The 15,754-nt window shown below is 72.6% G+C and carries 11 protein-coding genes and 1 pseudogene; 6 read left to right on the top strand and 6 right to left on the bottom strand.

What is annotated here, in order from left to right; genetic code table 11:
* Positions 1-126 precede the first annotated feature (126 nt).
* The 4 genes from ACIG87_RS09285 (at position 127) to mptB (ACIG87_RS09270) (ending at position 5,385) form a co-directional block, all read left to right on the top strand.
* The gene (locus ACIG87_RS09285; RefSeq protein ID WP_396849721.1) at positions 127-705 is read left to right on the top strand and encodes a helix-turn-helix domain-containing protein; all 579 of its coding nucleotides are present in this window, start codon (positions 127-129) and stop codon (positions 703-705) included.
* 83 nt (positions 706-788) lie between these two features.
* Complete coding sequence (locus ACIG87_RS09280) at positions 789-2,402, top strand: hypothetical protein (protein ID WP_396849641.1); 1,614 nt, start codon at positions 789-791, stop codon at positions 2,400-2,402.
* A 53-nt stretch (positions 2,403-2,455) separates the two neighbouring features.
* Positions 2,456-3,871: a polyprenol phosphomannose-dependent alpha 1,6 mannosyltransferase MptB gene (gene mptB / locus ACIG87_RS09275; protein WP_396849639.1), complete on the top strand. Its 1,416-nt coding sequence runs from the start codon at positions 2,456-2,458 to the stop codon at positions 3,869-3,871.
* 14 nt (positions 3,872-3,885) lie between these two features.
* Entirely contained in the window at positions 3,886-5,385 is a 1,500-nt protein-coding gene (gene mptB, locus ACIG87_RS09270; RefSeq protein WP_396849637.1) for a polyprenol phosphomannose-dependent alpha 1,6 mannosyltransferase MptB, read from the top strand.
* Positions 5,386-5,495: 110 nt separating this feature from the next.
* On the opposite strand, the gene glnA is transcribed toward mptB (ACIG87_RS09270), so the two are convergent.
* Positions 5,496-6,920 carry a type I glutamate--ammonia ligase gene (gene glnA, locus ACIG87_RS09265; RefSeq protein ID WP_396849635.1) on the bottom strand — a complete coding sequence of 475 codons (1,425 nt, stop codon included), beginning with the start codon at positions 6,918-6,920 and terminating at the stop codon, positions 5,496-5,498.
* Between the two features lie 297 nt (positions 6,921-7,217).
* Here glnA and ACIG87_RS09260 point away from each other — a divergent pair, with 297 nt between their 5' ends.
* A complete protein-coding gene (locus tag ACIG87_RS09260) occupies positions 7,218-7,619 on the top strand; it encodes an RDD family protein (RefSeq protein WP_396849633.1) in 402 nt (133 codons plus the stop codon).
* Positions 7,620-7,711: 92 nt separating this feature from the next.
* On the opposite strand, the gene ACIG87_RS09255 is transcribed toward ACIG87_RS09260, so the two are convergent.
* From ACIG87_RS09255 to lipA, 3 genes are all read right to left on the bottom strand, one after another.
* Entirely contained in the window at positions 7,712-8,401 is a 690-nt protein-coding gene (locus ACIG87_RS09255) for a DUF4191 domain-containing protein (protein ID WP_396849631.1), read from the bottom strand.
* An 89-nt stretch (positions 8,402-8,490) separates the two neighbouring features.
* Positions 8,491-10,017 carry an NAD(P)/FAD-dependent oxidoreductase gene (locus ACIG87_RS09250; RefSeq protein WP_396849629.1) on the bottom strand — a complete coding sequence of 509 codons (1,527 nt, stop codon included), beginning with the start codon at positions 10,015-10,017 and terminating at the stop codon, positions 8,491-8,493.
* Positions 10,018-10,210: 193 nt separating this feature from the next.
* The gene (gene lipA, locus ACIG87_RS09245; RefSeq protein ID WP_396849627.1) at positions 10,211-11,260 is read right to left on the bottom strand and encodes a lipoyl synthase; all 1,050 of its coding nucleotides are present in this window, start codon (positions 11,258-11,260) and stop codon (positions 10,211-10,213) included.
* Between the two features lie 5 nt (positions 11,261-11,265).
* On the opposite strand from lipA, the pseudogene ACIG87_RS09240 reads away from it, so the two are divergent.
* A pseudogene (locus tag ACIG87_RS09240) lies at positions 11,266-11,967 on the top strand (amino acid--tRNA ligase-related protein); the annotation flags it as partial.
* 691 nt (positions 11,968-12,658) lie between these two features.
* Here the strand turns inward: ACIG87_RS09240 and lipB are convergent.
* Together lipB and ACIG87_RS09230 are read right to left on the bottom strand one after the other, a co-directional pair.
* Positions 12,659-13,297, bottom strand: coding sequence for a lipoyl(octanoyl) transferase LipB (gene lipB / locus ACIG87_RS09235; protein WP_396849626.1), 639 nt, complete (start codon positions 13,295-13,297; stop codon positions 12,659-12,661).
* Positions 13,298-13,349: 52 nt separating this feature from the next.
* The gene (locus ACIG87_RS09230; protein ID WP_396849625.1) at positions 13,350-15,173 is read right to left on the bottom strand and encodes a DUF2079 domain-containing protein; all 1,824 of its coding nucleotides are present in this window, start codon (positions 15,171-15,173) and stop codon (positions 13,350-13,352) included.
* Positions 15,174-15,754: the final 581 nt, after the last annotated feature.

Here is a 15,754-nt window from a genome sequence, read left to right as displayed (position 1 = left end):
GAATGGCAAACTGGTGCGGTGACCGACGACCGTACGGACCAGGCGGCAGAGCATCGGCCGGGCCGCGCTGGCGGGTCGGGGCAGTGGGCCGACCCGGGCGAGACGGGGACCGGCGCTCCGGACGAGGTGCTGACCACCGTCGGGCCGCGCCTACGGGCGCTGCGCCAACAGCGCGGCGTGACCCTGGCCCAGATCGGCGCGGCGACCGGCATCTCGGTCAGCACGCTGTCCCGGCTGGAGTCCGGCGGGCGGCGGCCCACCCTGGAGCTCCTGCTCGCCCTGGCCCGATTCCACCGGGTGCCGCTGGACGACCTGGTCGGCGCACCGCAGACCGGCGACCCCCGGGTCCATCCCCGGCCGATGCTCCGGCACGGGGTCACCATCGTGCCGCTGACCCGCCGCCCCGGTGGCGTCCAGGCGTACAAGATGATCTACCCACCCGGGGTGCCGGTGGGGGAGCCGACCCAGCAGGTGCACGAGGGGTACGAGTGGCTCTACGTGCTCTCCGGCCGGGTACGGCTGCTGCTCGGCGGGCACGACCTCACCCTCGACGCCGGCGAGGTCGCCGAGTTCGACACCCGGACACCGCACTGGTTCGGCAACCCGTACGACGCCCCGGCGGAGATCCTCAGCCTCTTCGGGCCGCAGGGGGAACGGCTGCACGTCCGCGCCCGCCCCTCCCCGGTCCGCCCCACCCGCCCCTGACAGTGAGACCGGGTGCCGGGGCGCTGAGGGTGGGCGAAGACCCCGGTCGGGTGTTACCGCGCGCACCGTGGTAGGACTGCTCGGTGCCGACGACCCGCCGTGAGCAGTCCGCGCGTCCCGTCCTCGCGGCGCTGGCGGTGTCGCTGCTGCTCGCCGTCGCATTCCTGCTCGCCCCGCCGATGGGCACCGACCTGTCGGCCCAGGTCGCCCGCGCGGGCTTCGCCGCCCGCAACGGCCTGGCCCCGATCGACTTCGCCTGGTACGGCGGCGTCAACCAGGCCGGTTACAGCCTCTATACCCAACTGCTCGGCGCGCTGGTCGGCGTACGGCCGCTCGGCGCCTTGGCGGCGGTCGTCTCGTCGGCGGCATTGGCCTGGCTGTTTGTGCGCTTCGGCGCCCGCCGCTGCCTGCTGGGCGCGGTCCTGGGCGCGGTGGTGCTGGTCGGGAACCTGGCGAGCGGCCGGATCACCTTCGCCGTCGGGCTCGCGTTCGGGCTGCTCGCCCTCTGCGCGGTGGCGGTGGAACGACCGGTCCGGCCGCTGCGGTTGGCCGTGGCCGCCCTGCTCGCCGCCCTCGCCACCTGGGCCAGCCCGGTCGCCGGGCTGTTCACCGGACTGGCCGGTGCCGCGGTGCTGCTGGCCACCCTGCAACGAGGCGACGGCTCGGGAAGATCCCTGCCGGGTGGCTGGCGGGCCACCGGCCCGGTGACCGAAGGCCTCGTCCTCAGCATCACCCCCGCGCTCGCCCTCGCGCCGATGGCGGTGCTGTTCGGCAACGGCGGCACCCAGCCGTACTCGGCCGAGTCGATGCGGATCAACGTGGCGCTGGCCGTGCTGGGGTACGCCGTCGTCGGCCGGCAGCACCGGGTGCTGCGCGTGGGTGCGCTGCTGACCGTGGTGTTGCTGGTCGCCGCCTTCTACCTGCCCAGCCCGATCGGCTCCAATGCCCTTCGGCTGCCGATGCTCTTCGTCCTGCCGCTGCTCGCCGGCTTCGCTCCGGTGCGCAGACCATGGCTGGTCGGTCTGCTCGTCGCCGCCGTCTGGTGGCAGAACCCGGTGATGGTCAGCGACGTGACGCGCGCCGGCTCGGTGGAGAGCGGTGCCGCCTTCTACCGTCCGCTCGTCGACGAGTTGGCCCGACGGCAACCGGTGGGCCGGGCCGAGGTGGTGCCGCTGCGCGACCACTGGGAGTCGGCGTACCTCCCACCGACCGTCCCGCTGGCCCGGGGCTGGGAACGACAGGTCGACGCGGACCGTAACGCCGTCTTCTACACCGGCCGGCTGACCGCCGATTCGTACGCGCAATGGCTGCGCGCCAATGCCGTCCACTATGTCGCCGTCGCGCCCGATGCGCCACCCGACCGGTGGGCGCGGGACGAGGCCGAGCTGGTGCTCGCCGGCCAGCCCTACCTGCGTGAGGTGTGGCGCAACGCGGACTGGCGGCTGTACGCCGTCGCCGACCCCGCGCCGATAGTGAGTGCTCCGGGACGGCTGGTCTCCGCAGACCAGGCCGGGATTCGGTTCACGGCTGACCGGACCGGGAACGTGCAGGTCCGCGTACGGTGGTCGCGCTGGCTCTCGCTGTCGGCGGCAAACGGCTGCCTGCGGCCGGGGCGCGACGGGTGGACCGAGGTCAGCGTGCACGCCCCAGGTGACTTCTCGATCTCCAGCCACCTCGTGCCGGCGCACCACTGCTGACCGGCGCGGCCCACCACCGGGTCGTCACCGCCGTACTGGCAGCATGTCCTTCCATGCCCTTCCCACTAGCGCGCTGGACCGGTCTGGCCGGCTCGACGATGCTCGCCGTCGCTGCTTTCCTGGGCGGCGCGCTGCCCTCCTCGCCGCACCGGCTCACCCCGGTCAGCATCTGGCAGGGCCCGAACGGGCCCCTGCTCATTGCTCTGTGGATTGTCGGGCTGGGGCTGATGGCCGGGGCGTGGTGGGCGCTGCGCGACCGGGTCCCGTCGGTCCGGTGGGCGCTGGTCACCGCCGGGCTCTGGCTGGTCCCGCTGCTGGTCGCGCCCCCGCTGGGCAGCCGGGACGTCTACGCGTACGCCTGCCAGGGTGCGACCTACGCGGCCGGTTTCAACCCGTACGAGCAGGGGGTGTCGGCCCTGCCGTGCCCGTGGCTGGAGACGGTCTCGCCGATCTGGCGGGACACCCCGGCCCCCTACGGGCCACTGTTCGTCCTGCTCTCCGGCGCGGTGGTGGCGATGACGGACTCACTGGTCGGCAGCATCGTGCTGTTCCGGGTGCTGGCGGTGGCCGGGGTCGGCCTGGTGGTGGCGGGGCTGCCGGTGCTGGCCCGCCGCTGTGGGGTGGCACCCGGGCGGGCGCTGTGGCTGACGCTCGGCTCGCCGCTGGTCGGGGTGCACCTGATCTCCGGTGCGCACAACGACGCGCTGATGATCGGCCTGCTCGTCGTCGGGCTGGCGGTGGTGGCGTCGGGTCCGGGGCGTCCCGGCCCGTTGCTGGCCGGCGGCGTGCTGCTCGGCCTGGCCGCCGGGATCAAGGCGACCGCGCTGGTCGTCGTGCCCTTCGCGGCGCTGGTCGCGCTCGCCGGGGGGTACTCGATCCGGGGGTTGTTGCGAACCGGTGGCTGGGTGGTCGGCGGCGCGGTGGGAACGGTCGTCGGGCTGACGTTCGCCGCCGGGCTGGACTTCGGTTGGATCTCCGGTTTGCAGCAGGGGGGCCTGGCGATCGCCTGGACCTCGCCGCCGACCGCGGTCGGGCAGACCGCCGGGTTCGTCGCGGCGCTGTTCGGCGCGCACATCGACGCGCTGCCGGTGACCCGGGCGATCGGCATGGCGGTCCTGGCGGTGCTGCTGGTCTGGCTCTGGTGGCGGGCCCGCACCCGCGATCCGCTCTGGCACGCCGGGCTGGCCCTGGCCGCGACGGTGGCCCTCGCGCCGCTGTTCCATCCCTGGTACTGGCTCTGGCCGCTGGCGGTGCTCGCCGCGACGACCCAGCGGACGACCCGGTGGTTCGCGCTGGTGGCGTTGCTCTCGGTGTTCCTGGTGCTGCCCGACGGCACCGGGCTGGCCCGCTACACCAAGATGCCCGGCGCCCCGCTGATGACGGTGTTGGTGATCGTGGTGGCCGCCCGGTTGGTACGGTCGGCTCGGGCGGCCCGGCGGCCCGTCACCGCCGTTTCGACCGCCGACTGAGGGAAGGGTGGCCGGTGACCGGACCCGGCGTGCCGACCGAGGGGCGGGCCCGACGGGCGCGCTACCTCGGGTTGGCCGGTGCGGTGCTGCTGGGCGTGGCCGGCTGGCTGGGCGGGGCGCTTTCCCAGGTGCCGCCGACCGGCCCGTGGCGGGCGCCGCACGGCCCTGCCGCGACACTCTGCTGGCTGGCCGGGACGGCCCTGATGGTGGGGGCCTGGTGGGCGCTGCGCGCCGGTGCGCCGTCCACCCGGTGGGCGTACGTCACCGCCGGGCTGTGGTCGCTGCCGCTGCTGGTCACCCCACCGCTGGCCAGCCGGGACGTCTACTCGTACGCCTGCCAGGGCTGGTCGTACGCGGCCGGGCACGACCCGTACCGGGTGGGGGTGGCGGCGGCCGGCTGCCCGTGGGTCGACTCGGTGGCGCCGATCTGGCGGGACACCCCGGCCCCGTACGGCCCGGTCTTCGTGCTGCTGGCCGCGCTGGCCGCCGGGCTCGGCGGCACCCTGGTCGGCACCCTGGTCGTGCTCCGGTTGTACGCGGTGGCCGGGGTGCTGCTGGCGGCGCTCTGCCTGCCCGGCCTGGCCCGCGCCGCCGGGGTGCCCACCCGACGGGCGGCCTGGCTGGCGCTGGCCTCCCCGCTGATCGGGGTGCACCTGGTGGCCGGCGCGCACAACGACGCGGTGATGCTCGGGCTGCTCCTGCTGGGCCTGCTGGTGCTGGTCCGGTCGCCCGGCCGGACCCGGGCCCTGCTCGTCGCCGGGGTGCTGCTCGGGCTGGCGGTGGCGGTGAAGGCGACCGCGGTGGTGGTGCTGCCCTTCGCGGCGCTGGCGGCGGTGCACGGCCGCTACACCTGGCGGGCCCTGCTGCGCGACGGCGGTCGGCTGGCCGGGGCGGTGGTGGTCACCCTGGCGGCTGCCTCGGTGCTGTCCGGGCTGGGGCTGGGCTGGGTGGACGGGCTGGCCCGCAGCGGTGACTCGGAGCAGTGGACGTCGCCCCCGACGGCGGTCGGCTTCGTGGTCGACTACGTCGGCGAGGGCGTCGGTCGACACCCGGGCGCGGTGCCGGTGACCCGGGCGGTGGGGCTGCTGGTGCTGGCGGTGCTGCTGGCGCTGCTCTGGTGGCGGGCGTGGACGGCGCTGCGCCGGCGCAACGACGTCCGACAGCGGGTGCACCGGCTGGCGGCGGCCCGGCCCCGGATCACCCTGTTCGCGGCGGGTACGGCGCTGGCCGCGACGGTGTTCCTCGCCCCGGTCCTGCACCCGTGGTACGTGACCTGGCCACTGCTGGTGCTCGCCGGGTCGGCGACCCGGACCACCTGGTTCGTGTTGCCCGCGGCGGTGGCGTCCTTCCTCACCCTGCCGGACGGCACCACGGTCGCCCGGTACACCAAGGCGCCCGGCGCGATCGCGGTGACGGCGCTGCTGGTGGTGCTGGCCTGGTGGGCCTCGCGCGCCTGGCGGGCCCGTCGCGCGGGGCCGACCGGGACCGGTGCACGCCTCGACGAGGGGACCTGATCCGGGTCTGCCTGGTCCGGACCGACTGGTCGGGGTCGGTATGCGGAACGGGCCGGCTCCGCAGTCGCGGAGCCGGCCCGGCCGGTGGAACGTGACCGTCGAGGGAAGCCTCAGCAGTCGAAGTACATGGCGAACTCGTGCGGGGTCGGGCGCAGGCGCACCGGGTCGACCTCGTTGGCCCGCTTCCAGCCGACCCAGGTGGAGATCAGGTCGGGCGTGAAGACGCCACCGTCGAGCAGGTAGTCGTGGTCGGCCTCGAGCGCGTCGAGCACCTCCGGCAGCGAGCCCGGGACCTGCTTGACGTCGCCCCACTCCTCCGGCGGGAGGTCGTAGAGGTCCTTGTCGATCGGAGCCGGCGGCTCCATCTTGCTCTTGATGCCGTCCAGGCCGGCCATCATCATGGCCGAGAAGGCGAGGTACGGGTTGCTGGACGGGTCCGGCACCCGGAACTCGACCCGCTTGGCCTTGGCGTTGCTGCCGGTGACCGGGATGCGGGTGCAGGCGGAGCGGTTGCGCTGCGAGTAGACCAGGTTGACCGGAGCCTCGTAACCGGGCACCAGCCGGCGGTACGAGTTGACCGTCGGGTTGGTGAACGCCAGCAGCGACGGGGCGTGGTGCAGCAGGCCACCGATGTACCAGCGGGCCATGTCCGACAGGCCGGCGTAGCCGGTCTCGTCGTAGAACAGCGGCTCACCGTTGAGCCAGAGGCTCTGGTGGGTGTGCATGCCGGAGCCGTTGTCGCCGAAGAGCGGCTTCGGCATGAAGGTGGCCGTCTTGCCGTTGGCCCAGGCCTCGTTCTTCACGATGTACTTGAAGAGCTGGAGCTGGTCACCGGCGTGCAGCAGGGTGGAGAACTTGTAGTTGATCTCCGACTGACCGGCGGTGCCGACCTCGTGGTGCGAACGCTCCACGGTGAAACCGCCGTCGACCAGGCGACGCACGATCGAGTCACGCAGGTCGGCGTAGTGGTCCACCGGCGGCACCGGGAAGTAACCGCCCTTGTACGCGGTCTTGTAGCCGCGGTTGCCGCCGACCTCTTCGCGCCCGGTGTTCCACGCGCCCTCGACCGAGTCGATGTAGTAGAACGACTGGTGCGCGGAGGTCTCGTGGCGGATCGAGTCGAAGATGTAGAACTCGGCCTCGGCACCGAAGTACGCGGTGTCGGCGATGCCGCTCGCGGCCAGGTACGCCTCGGCCTTCTTCGCCACGTTGCGCGGGTCCCGGGAGTAGGCCTCACGGGTGAACGGGTCGTGGATGAAGAAGTTCAGCGCGAGGGTCTTCTGCGCGCGGAACGGGTCGATGAAGGCGGTCGCGACGTCCGGGAGCAGGAGCATGTCCGACTCGTGGATCGCCTGGAAACCGCGGATCGACGAACCGTCGAACGCGAGACCGTCGGTGAAGACGCTGTCGTCGAAGGACTCCACCGGCAGATTGAAGTGCTGCATCACGCCGGGCAGGTCACAAAAACGTACGTCGACGAACTTTACGTCCTCGTTCTTGAGGTATCGCAGGAGTTCCTCGGGATTGGCAAACACACGTCCTCCTGGCACGTCCACTACGGTGGCTGGGCTCTGGCGACGCTATGACCGTGGGGTTGCTCGCCCGTGTCTCCAATGTTTCTGCCGTGTTACGTCGCTCGCGGAGCGTCATCTGCGCCGCTCAGTACCCGCCGGGTTGTCCGTTCGGACGATACCGGCTGATGCGGTGTATCGCCATTCGACATGAATAGACCAAATTTGCACAGGATGCGGGAAAGCCCTACTCGCCTGCCTCGCGACGGCGTCCGGGCCGGCCGGCACCACCTGGTGCGGCACTGACTACCCTTGGCCGTCGTGACGAGTCCGCCCGCCGCGGCACCGGTGCCGCCCGCCACCGACCCCGCCTTCACCCCGCCGAGCCTCGGTCGACGGTTCGGTGCCCTGGTGATCGACTGGGTGCTCTGCCTGCTGGTGTCGAACTTCTTCGCCGACCCGGTCCGCGACGGCTGGGCCCCGGTGCTGGTGCTCGTCGTCGAGTACGGCCTCTTCCTCGGCCTCTTCGCCCAGACCCCCGGCATGTGGATCACCCGGCTCCGCTGCCTCGACTGGTCCGACGGCGGTCGGCTCGGGATACCCCGGGCGCTGCTGCGTGGCCTGCTCCTGGCCCTGGTGGTGCCGCCGCTGATCATGGACGAACAGCGCCGTGGCCTGCACGACCGGCTCACCGGCGCGGTCATCGCCGACGCCCCCCGCTGACCTGCCCGCCGCGGGGGCGGCTCCGGGCCCCGGACCAGTCGGAGCCGGGCCCGACGAACGGGCCCGGCTCCGACGGCGTACGACAGGAGGGGTCAGCGGCCCCGCGTCTGGCGGAACGCGCGACCCGGGGGCCGCATGTTCTTCGGGATCGCGCCCTTGGGCATCTGCGGGCGGGCGGTGAGCGCCTTGAGCCGCTTGTCGAGCGAGTTGACGTCCTTGCCGTTCAGGGTGCGCGGCAGCCGCATCAGGGTCATCCGCAGCTTGCGGATCGGCAGCTCGCCCTCGCCCTGGCCGATCACGTAGTCGTGCAGCGGCGCGGAGCCGATCACCTTGGCCAGCCGGCGCTTCTCCTGGCCCAGCAGGCCCCGCACCCGCTGCGGGTTCCCCTCGGCCAGCAGGATCACGCCGGGACGGCCGATTACCAGGTGCACCATGTCCATCTGGGTGGTGGAGCTGACCGCCGGGGTGACCCGCCAGTCGCCGCGCATGTTCTCCATGATCTGCGCCGCCGCGCCGGGCTGCCCCTCGGCCGCGTTCATCATCGCCTTGTTGGACCGCAGGTTGAGCACGATCAACACGGCGAGCAGGGCGAACAGGATGCCGATCGGCAGCCAGAGCCAGCCCCAGAGGATCACCGCGACCACGGTGAGCGCGAGCGGGATCAGCACCGCCGCGGCGGTCAGCGGCGCGAACCACCTGTCCTGCTTGGCGGTGAACTGGAACACCATCCCGATCTGCTTCAGCCGCTGGCCGAACGAGACCTTCTCCTGGGGCTTTGCCATGCCGCCGAGTCTAGTGGTCCCCGCCAGGACGGATGATCCCCGTCCGGTGGGCGGCGGGCAGTGGCGACCCCGACCGGTCCCGGTGCTGCTCAGCCGGTGGGCGAACGGTCCCCGGCCGGCGGCGCGGTGCGGGGGCGCGGCACGACCGGGGCGGCGCGGCCGGTGCCGCTCTGACCCGTGCCGCTGTGGCCGGCACCGTCGCTGCCGCCCTCCTCGTGGTAGTCCTCCTCGACGTTGACCGACCAGACGTCGTGGTCGGTGCCGTCCAGGATGTTCTCCGCCGTCAACATCGCGGTGAGCATCGAGTGGTCCTGGTTGTTGTACCGGTGCATGCCGTTGCGACCCACCGGGTGCACGTTCGGCACGGCCTCGGCCAGCCAGCGGCGGATCACCTCGACGGCCTCGCCGTAGCCCTCGTCGTAGACCGGGTAGGCCTTCGGCATCCGCACCACGTACCCGGTGGTGACCGAGCCGGGGCTGACCAGGCCGAGCCGCTCCAGCTCGGCGGTGCCGAAGGCGACCAGCTCCGGATCGGGGGTCGACCACAGCTCGTCACCCTCGTTGACGAAATACTCCAGGCCGAGGCAGGTGCCGCCGTCACGGACCATCTCCGGCGACCAGGCGCCGAAGTTCTGGATCCGGCCGACCTTCACCCCCGGGGTGTGTACGTAGATCCAGTTGTCAGGGAAGCTGGCCTCGGCGGGCACCACCAGCGCCACGGTCAGGAAGTCCCGGTACCGCAGCAGGTCGGCGGCGTCGCGCACCGCCGCCGGGGCGGGCGGGTCCATCGCCCGGACCAGGGCCGAGATCGGCATGCTGGACACCACGTGGTCGGCGGCGAGCCGTCGCTCACCGGCCGGGCCGTCGACGGTCACCGCGACCGCCCGGCCGTCCTCGCGGTGCACCGTGCGGACCGCAGTCTCCAGCTCGACCGTCCCGCCGGCCTTGACCACCAGTTCGGCGCAGCGTTCCCACATCATCCCCGGGCCGAGCCGGGGGTAACGGAACTCCTCGATCAGGCTGGTCACGTCGTTGCCGCCCCGCTTGGGCAGCAGCGCCCCGCGGATCGCCGCGCCGAGGGAGAGGTTGCGGATCCGCTGGGCCGCCCAGTCCGCCTGCAGCTCCGTCGCGGGAATGCCCCACACCTTCTCGGTGTACGTCTTGAACAACATCCGGTACAGCCGGGCCCCGAACCGGGCCGATACCCAACCCTCGAAGTGGGTCTGGTCGGCCGGCGGGCGCACCCGCGCCCACAGGTACGACCCGACACACCGGGACGCCTCCAGCACACCCAGGTTCTTCAGGGCGTTGCCGGCCCGCAGCGGATAGTCGAACAGTCGTCCCTGGTAGTGGATCCGGCTCATCCGGGGGCGCAGCAGGAAGTCGTCGTCGGAGAGCAACTCGTGCCAGAACGCCTCGACCCGGGACACCTTCGTGAAGAACCGGTGCCCGCCGATGTCGAACCGCCAGCCGTCCCGCTCCACGGTGCGGCTGATCCCGCCGACCACGTCGTCGGCCTCCACCACCTCCACCGGGGCGTGTCTGCGGGTCAACTCGTACGCGGCGGTCAGACCGGCTGGACCGGCGCCGATGACAACCGTGTGCGGCTGCGCCATTAAAGACACCACCATCGATGATTTGAGGGTCGGGGCTGGCGGAATCTAGCACGATCCCGCCCTGCTCGGGGACCACCCCCGGGTTGGCCCGTACCGCCGACCCGGCACCCCTTGCAGACGTCGCCGATGTCTGGGAAGATCGACACACTCGAATGCCCAGCGGGATGGTCACCGCGGCATGGTGGTGCGCGGGTCAGCCGACCGTGACCGGAGCGTCCGCCCGAGCCGTCAGGGCCTGCTGGTAGAGCCGCCCCGCGCGGTACGACGAGCGCACCAGCGGCCCGCTCATCACCCCGGCGAAGCCGATCTCCTCGGCCTCCTCGCGCAGCTCGACGAACTCCTCGGGCTTGACCCAACGGGTCACCGGGTGGTGCCGGGGGGTGGGGCGGAGGTACTGGGTGATGGTGATCAGCTCGCAGCCGGCGTCGTGCAGGTCGCGCAGCGCCTGGGAGACCTCGGCCCGCTCCTCGCCCATGCCCAGGATGAGGTTGCTCTTGGTGACCAGGCCGTCGGCGCGGGCCTGCCGGATCACGTCCAGGGACCGCTCGTAGCGGAACGCCGGGCGGATCCGCTTGAAGATCCGGGGCACCGTCTCGACGTTGTGCGCCAGCACCTCGGGCCGGGCGCCGAACACCTCGGCGAGCTGCTCGGGGACCGCGTTGAAGTCGGGGATCAGCAGCTCGACGCCGCAGCCGGAGCGCAGCGCGTGGATCTGCCGGACGGTCTCGGCGTAGAGCCACGCGCCACCGTCGGGCAGGTCGTCGCGGGCCACGCCCGTGATGGTGGCGTACCGCAGCCCCATCGTGGCGACCGACTCGGCGACCCGGCGCGGCTCGTCGGCGTCGAACTCGGCCGGCTTGCCGGTGTCGATCTGGCAGAAGTCACAGCGCCGGGTGCACTGGTCGCCGCCGATGAGGAAGGTGGCCTCGCGATCCTCCCAGCACTCGTAGATGTTGGGGCAGCCGGCCTCCTGGCAGACGGTGTGCAGCCCCTCGCGCGAGACCAGTCCCCGCAGCTCGGTGTACTCCGGCCCCATCTTGGCCTTGACCTTGATCCACGGCGGTTTGCGCTCGATCGGCGTCTCGGCGTTGCGCGCCTCGATCCGCAGCATCCGTCGCCCCTCGGGGGCGACCGTCGCGGAGCGCGCTGCCTGCTGGGTCGTCGGCGCGGAGTGCTCGATCGTCACAAAACCGAGCCTACGCCCGATGGTGGCGATCGATGCGCGTCGGGCGACCGGCGTCACGTCTCCAGCCCTGTGACACCGCACACCGGTGGCCCGGAAATGCTCGTTACACACCGCCGGGGCGGGTGCTAGCGTGCCGGTACACCTCGCTCGACGTCGAGCTGGGCTTCGTCGTCGACCACCGGGACGTGATGGCGGTGCTGCGGGACACCCTGGCCGGGATGCTCGCCGAGGTGGCGCGGCGGGCCGGCGGCGCGGTGACCACCCTGGGCCTGACCCTGCCCGAGGTGCCGGTCGAGATCCCGGCCGTGCACTTCACCGAGGCGCTGCGGATCGCCGGCGCACCGCCCCACGAACCGGACCTGGCCCCCGCCCACGAACGGGCGCTGGGGGAGTGGGCCCGCGCCGCACACGGCTCGGACTTCCTCTTCGTCACCGGGTACCCGATGGCGAAGCGGCCCTTCTACACCCATCCCGACCCGGCCCGGCCGGCGTACGCCGACGGGTTCGACCTGCTGTTCCGTGGGCTGGAACTGGTCACCGGCGGGCAGCGGCTGCACCGCCACGAGGACTACCTGGCGGCGCTCGCGGCGCGCGGCGAGCCGGTCGGGCCGTACGCCGGGTACGTCGAGGCGTTCCGGCACGGGATGCCGCCGCACGGCGGTTTCGCCATCGGGCTGGAGCGGTTCGTGGCCCGGCTGGTCGGTGCGGCCAACGTCCGGGAGGTGACCGCCTTCCCGCGCGACCTGCACCGGCTGACCCCCTGAGCCGCCGACCCGGCCAGTCCGCTCGTTCACTGGCCCGCTCGTTCGCCGGCCCGTCCGCCCCAGGTGGGCGGGCCGGTGGTCGCCGCCCTGTCGTCGTGTCCCGCGGTGCCGCCGCCCACGCGCAGGTCGGGGTCGGATCTGCCGGTACGGACAGCCCCGCTGCCATCGCCCCGGACACGCTGGGTGATGGCATGGTCGTTGCCACCCTTTGGTCACCGTGTGTGTCCGGCGCGAGGATAAATGCGGGTGCCCTTCCTCTACGCGGCCGCCCCCCACTGCCCTGAACAGGGATTTTCCGCCCGCCCTCTCCTGCCCCACCTCCTCTCCCTCGCACCCTTTGCTCTGCTGCCTTCGACGCGACGGTTGCTCTGTGTGCTTGGCGCGTATGGGGCGGCAGAGCAAAGGGTGCGAGGGAGGTAGGTGACACCTGGACCGGTAGTTACTCTGCGTTCATGAACGGGATGTGGTGAGGGTGAGGCGGCCCTCGGCCGCCGGAACCGCCCGCGCCACGGGACGACACGGCCCGGCGAGCCGCTCTGGACAGCAGGCCGCCAGCAGTCGACAGGCCGCGACCAGGCGGCCAGCAGCGGGGTGGTGGGGGCGGTGGCAGGCCGGTCAGACGGAGGACCGCACCCGCTGCTGCCAGCTGTCGGCTCTTGTCACCGCTGAACCGAAGCCGCCCTGCTCACCGTCAGCCGAGCAGGGTGGGCAGGTGCCGTTCCACCACGGGGAGGACCTCCGCCACCGGGACTCGACGGCCCAGTTCGGCGGTGAGCGAGGTGGTGCCGGCGTCGGCGATGCCGCAGGGCACGATCCGGTCGTAGTACGACAGGTCGCAGTCGCAGTTGATCGCGAAGCCGTGCTGGGTGACCCCGCGGGCGACCCGGATGCCGATGGCGGCCACCTTGCGGGCCGGGCCCCGGTCGTCGTCGGGCACCCAGACGCCACTGCGCCCCTCGACCCGGCCGGCGGCCAGCCCGAACTCGGCGCAGACGTCGATCAGCAACTGCTCGGTGCGGCGGACGTAGGCGACCACGTCGACCGGGTCGGGCAGCCGGACGATCGGATAGCCGACGAGCTGCCCCGGCCCGTGCCAGGTGATCTTGCCGCCCCGGTCGACGTCGACGACGGGGGTGCCGTCCATCGGCCGGTCCCAGGGCTCGGTGCGCTTGCCGGCGGTGTAGACGCTCGGGTGTTCCAGCAGCAGCACGGTGTCGCCGCGCTCGCCGGCCACCACCGAGGCGTGCAGCCGCCGCTGCTCGTCCCACGCGGACGAATAGTCGACCACACCCGCCCGGACAGCGGTCACCCCGGAAGTCGTCACGCTCACCCCACCACCCTAGCCCCGCCCACCCGTGCCCCGACCCGTGAGCCTCGTCGCGTCACGAGGCGGGGACGGTCCAGAGCCAGACGTCGTCCACCCGGCGGGGTTCGCCGAGCAGTGCCGTGGCGGTGCGGCGCAGGGCGTCCTCGTCGAGGTCGTACTTGGCCCCGTGCACCTCGTCGGGGAGCACGACCGCCTCGACCCCCCAGTAGCGCAGGTCGGCCCGGGAGAGGCGGATGCTGCCCTCGGTGATGATCGGCACCAGGCCGGTCCGGCCGGCCTGGTCCATCAGGGTGTCGAAGGTGCGCGGCGGCGGGCCGATCCGGCCCCGCCCGTCGGGGCCGCCGGGGCCGAGGAAGAAGCCGGCGGGCAGCCGGAACTCGCCCTGCCGGTGCGCCAGGGCGTACGCCTGCCAGCGTTGACCGTCCGGGGTGACGTCGAGGGTCAGCGGGATCGGGGTGAGCACCCCGCCCGGTGAGACGTACTGCCGCCAGGTGCCGGCGGTGACGAACTCCGGCACCGGCGGGCGGACGCTGGTCAGCAGCGGGGTGGGCAGCAGCGGCAGCAACGCCGCCGCGAACCCGACCTGCCACGCCCAGGCCGCCGTCCGGCCCGGCGGCGTCGTCCGCAACCGGTCGATGGTGTACGCCAGCAGCACCCCGATCACCGGGGCGACCACCAGGGCCAGCCGGGACGGCAGGGCGGCGTTGACCACCGGCAGGTTGTCCAGCACCCCGAAGGGCAGCAGTTGGCCGGTGCGCCGCCCGTTCCACTTGGCCAGCGGCCCCCAGGAGAGCACCGCGAAGACCACGGCGGTGACCCCCAGCGCGGTCAGCGTGGCCCGTCGGCCGGGGCTGGCCCGCCGCCACAGCATCCCGAAGCAGGCCACGGCGAGCAGCAGCAGCGGCAGCCCGAAGAAACTGTTCTCCTCGGTCGGGTTGGGCGCCAGCGAGGTACCCAACCCGACCGCCCCGGCCAGCGAGCGGCTCGGGTACGCCCCGAACGCGGCGATGTCCTCGGAGTGGATGACCGGGTCGAAGCCGGTGCCGTGGAACCGCTGCGGCCCGGCGAAGTGCAGCCACAGCGGGTACGCCAGCAGCACCCCGGCGACCAGTGCGGTCACTCCCAGCCCGCGCAGGAAGTCTGGCAGCGCGGCGCGGGCCCGGACCCGGTGGGCCGGGTGCAGCGCCCAGACGGTGAGGAAGACGGCGATCGCCAGGGCGGTGAAGAACAGCCCTTCGGCGGCGATCGAGAAGGCCACCGCGACCAGCACGCCGAGGACGATGCCGCCCCGCCGCCAGCGCCCCGGGCGGCGCAGCGCGAACACCCCGTACACCAGTAGGGGCACCAGCCAGCCGGCGGTCCAGTTCAGGTGGGCGTTGGCGTGCGCGACCATGCCGGGGGAGAAGGCGATGAACAGCGCCCCGACGCCCGCCGCCAGCCGGCTGCCGACCAGGTGCCGGGAAAGCAGCCAGTACCAGGCCAGCGCGGTGGCGGCCAGGTTGAGGGTGAGGATCACCAGGAACGTCGCCGGCGGTCCGATCAGGTACGTCAGCGGCGCGAAGACCACCGCGTACACGGTGATCGAGGTGTTGACGGCGAGGTTCACCCCGTCCGGCACGTTGAGCAGGTGAGTGAAGAGCGGGTTCTCCCCGTGGGTGAGCGCGTGCCCGCCGAAGGCGAGCAGCCACTCGAAGAGTGCCTGGTCGCTGGAGTTCACGGTGATCGCCCGCTGGTTCGGGTCGCGCCACAGCCCGCTGGTGACCCAGATCGCCAGCGCCACCGCGACGATCACCACGATCAGGTCGGCCCGTCGTCCTCGGCCGGTGCCGGGCGCGGCGGTGGGCGGTTGGTCGGCGGCCAGGGTCGGGGAGGTCGGCACGGAGCGGACGTTACCAACCGGAACTGGACCCACCGGTCGGACCCGCAACCTCGGCTCCGCGCGGCAATCGGCCCCGCCGCCCACCGCATCGCCGATGGTGAATGTGTGAGCGGTGGTCATGTCGCTGCTTCGCAACACGGATGTAGCGTCGCGGCAACCTGAGGTGACCCGGTTCACATCGCGACGGGAGACCGCCGTGCGTCGCCGTTCATCCACCCTCACCCGGCTCGCCGGAGCGCTCGCCGGGCGCCTTGTACGCGTACCGCCCGGACGGTCTGCCGGCCGACGCGCCGGCCGTGGTGCTGCTGCACTGCTGCACCCAGAACGCCGCCGGCTACATCACCAACTCCGTCTGGCACAAGTACGCCGCCCTGCCCGTACCCCACCCCCACCCCACCCCCACCCCACCCCCACCCCACCCCCACCCCACCCCCACCCCCACCCCACCCCGGCCCTCCGCGGTGATCAAGAGGTTTGCGTCAGCTTGGAGATCAACTTTGACGTAAACCTCTTGATCACCGGGGCTGGGGGAGGGGGTGGGTGGGGGCGGGGAGGTGGGGGTGGGGAGGTGGGGGTGGGGG

The sequence above is a fragment of the Micromonospora sp. NPDC051925 genome (assembly GCF_044548625.1).
Taxonomy (GTDB): Bacteria; Actinomycetota; Actinomycetes; order Mycobacteriales; family Micromonosporaceae; genus Micromonospora.
The sequence above is the reverse complement of the archived record's forward strand: the minus strand, read 5'-3'. Positions and strand labels throughout refer to the sequence as shown.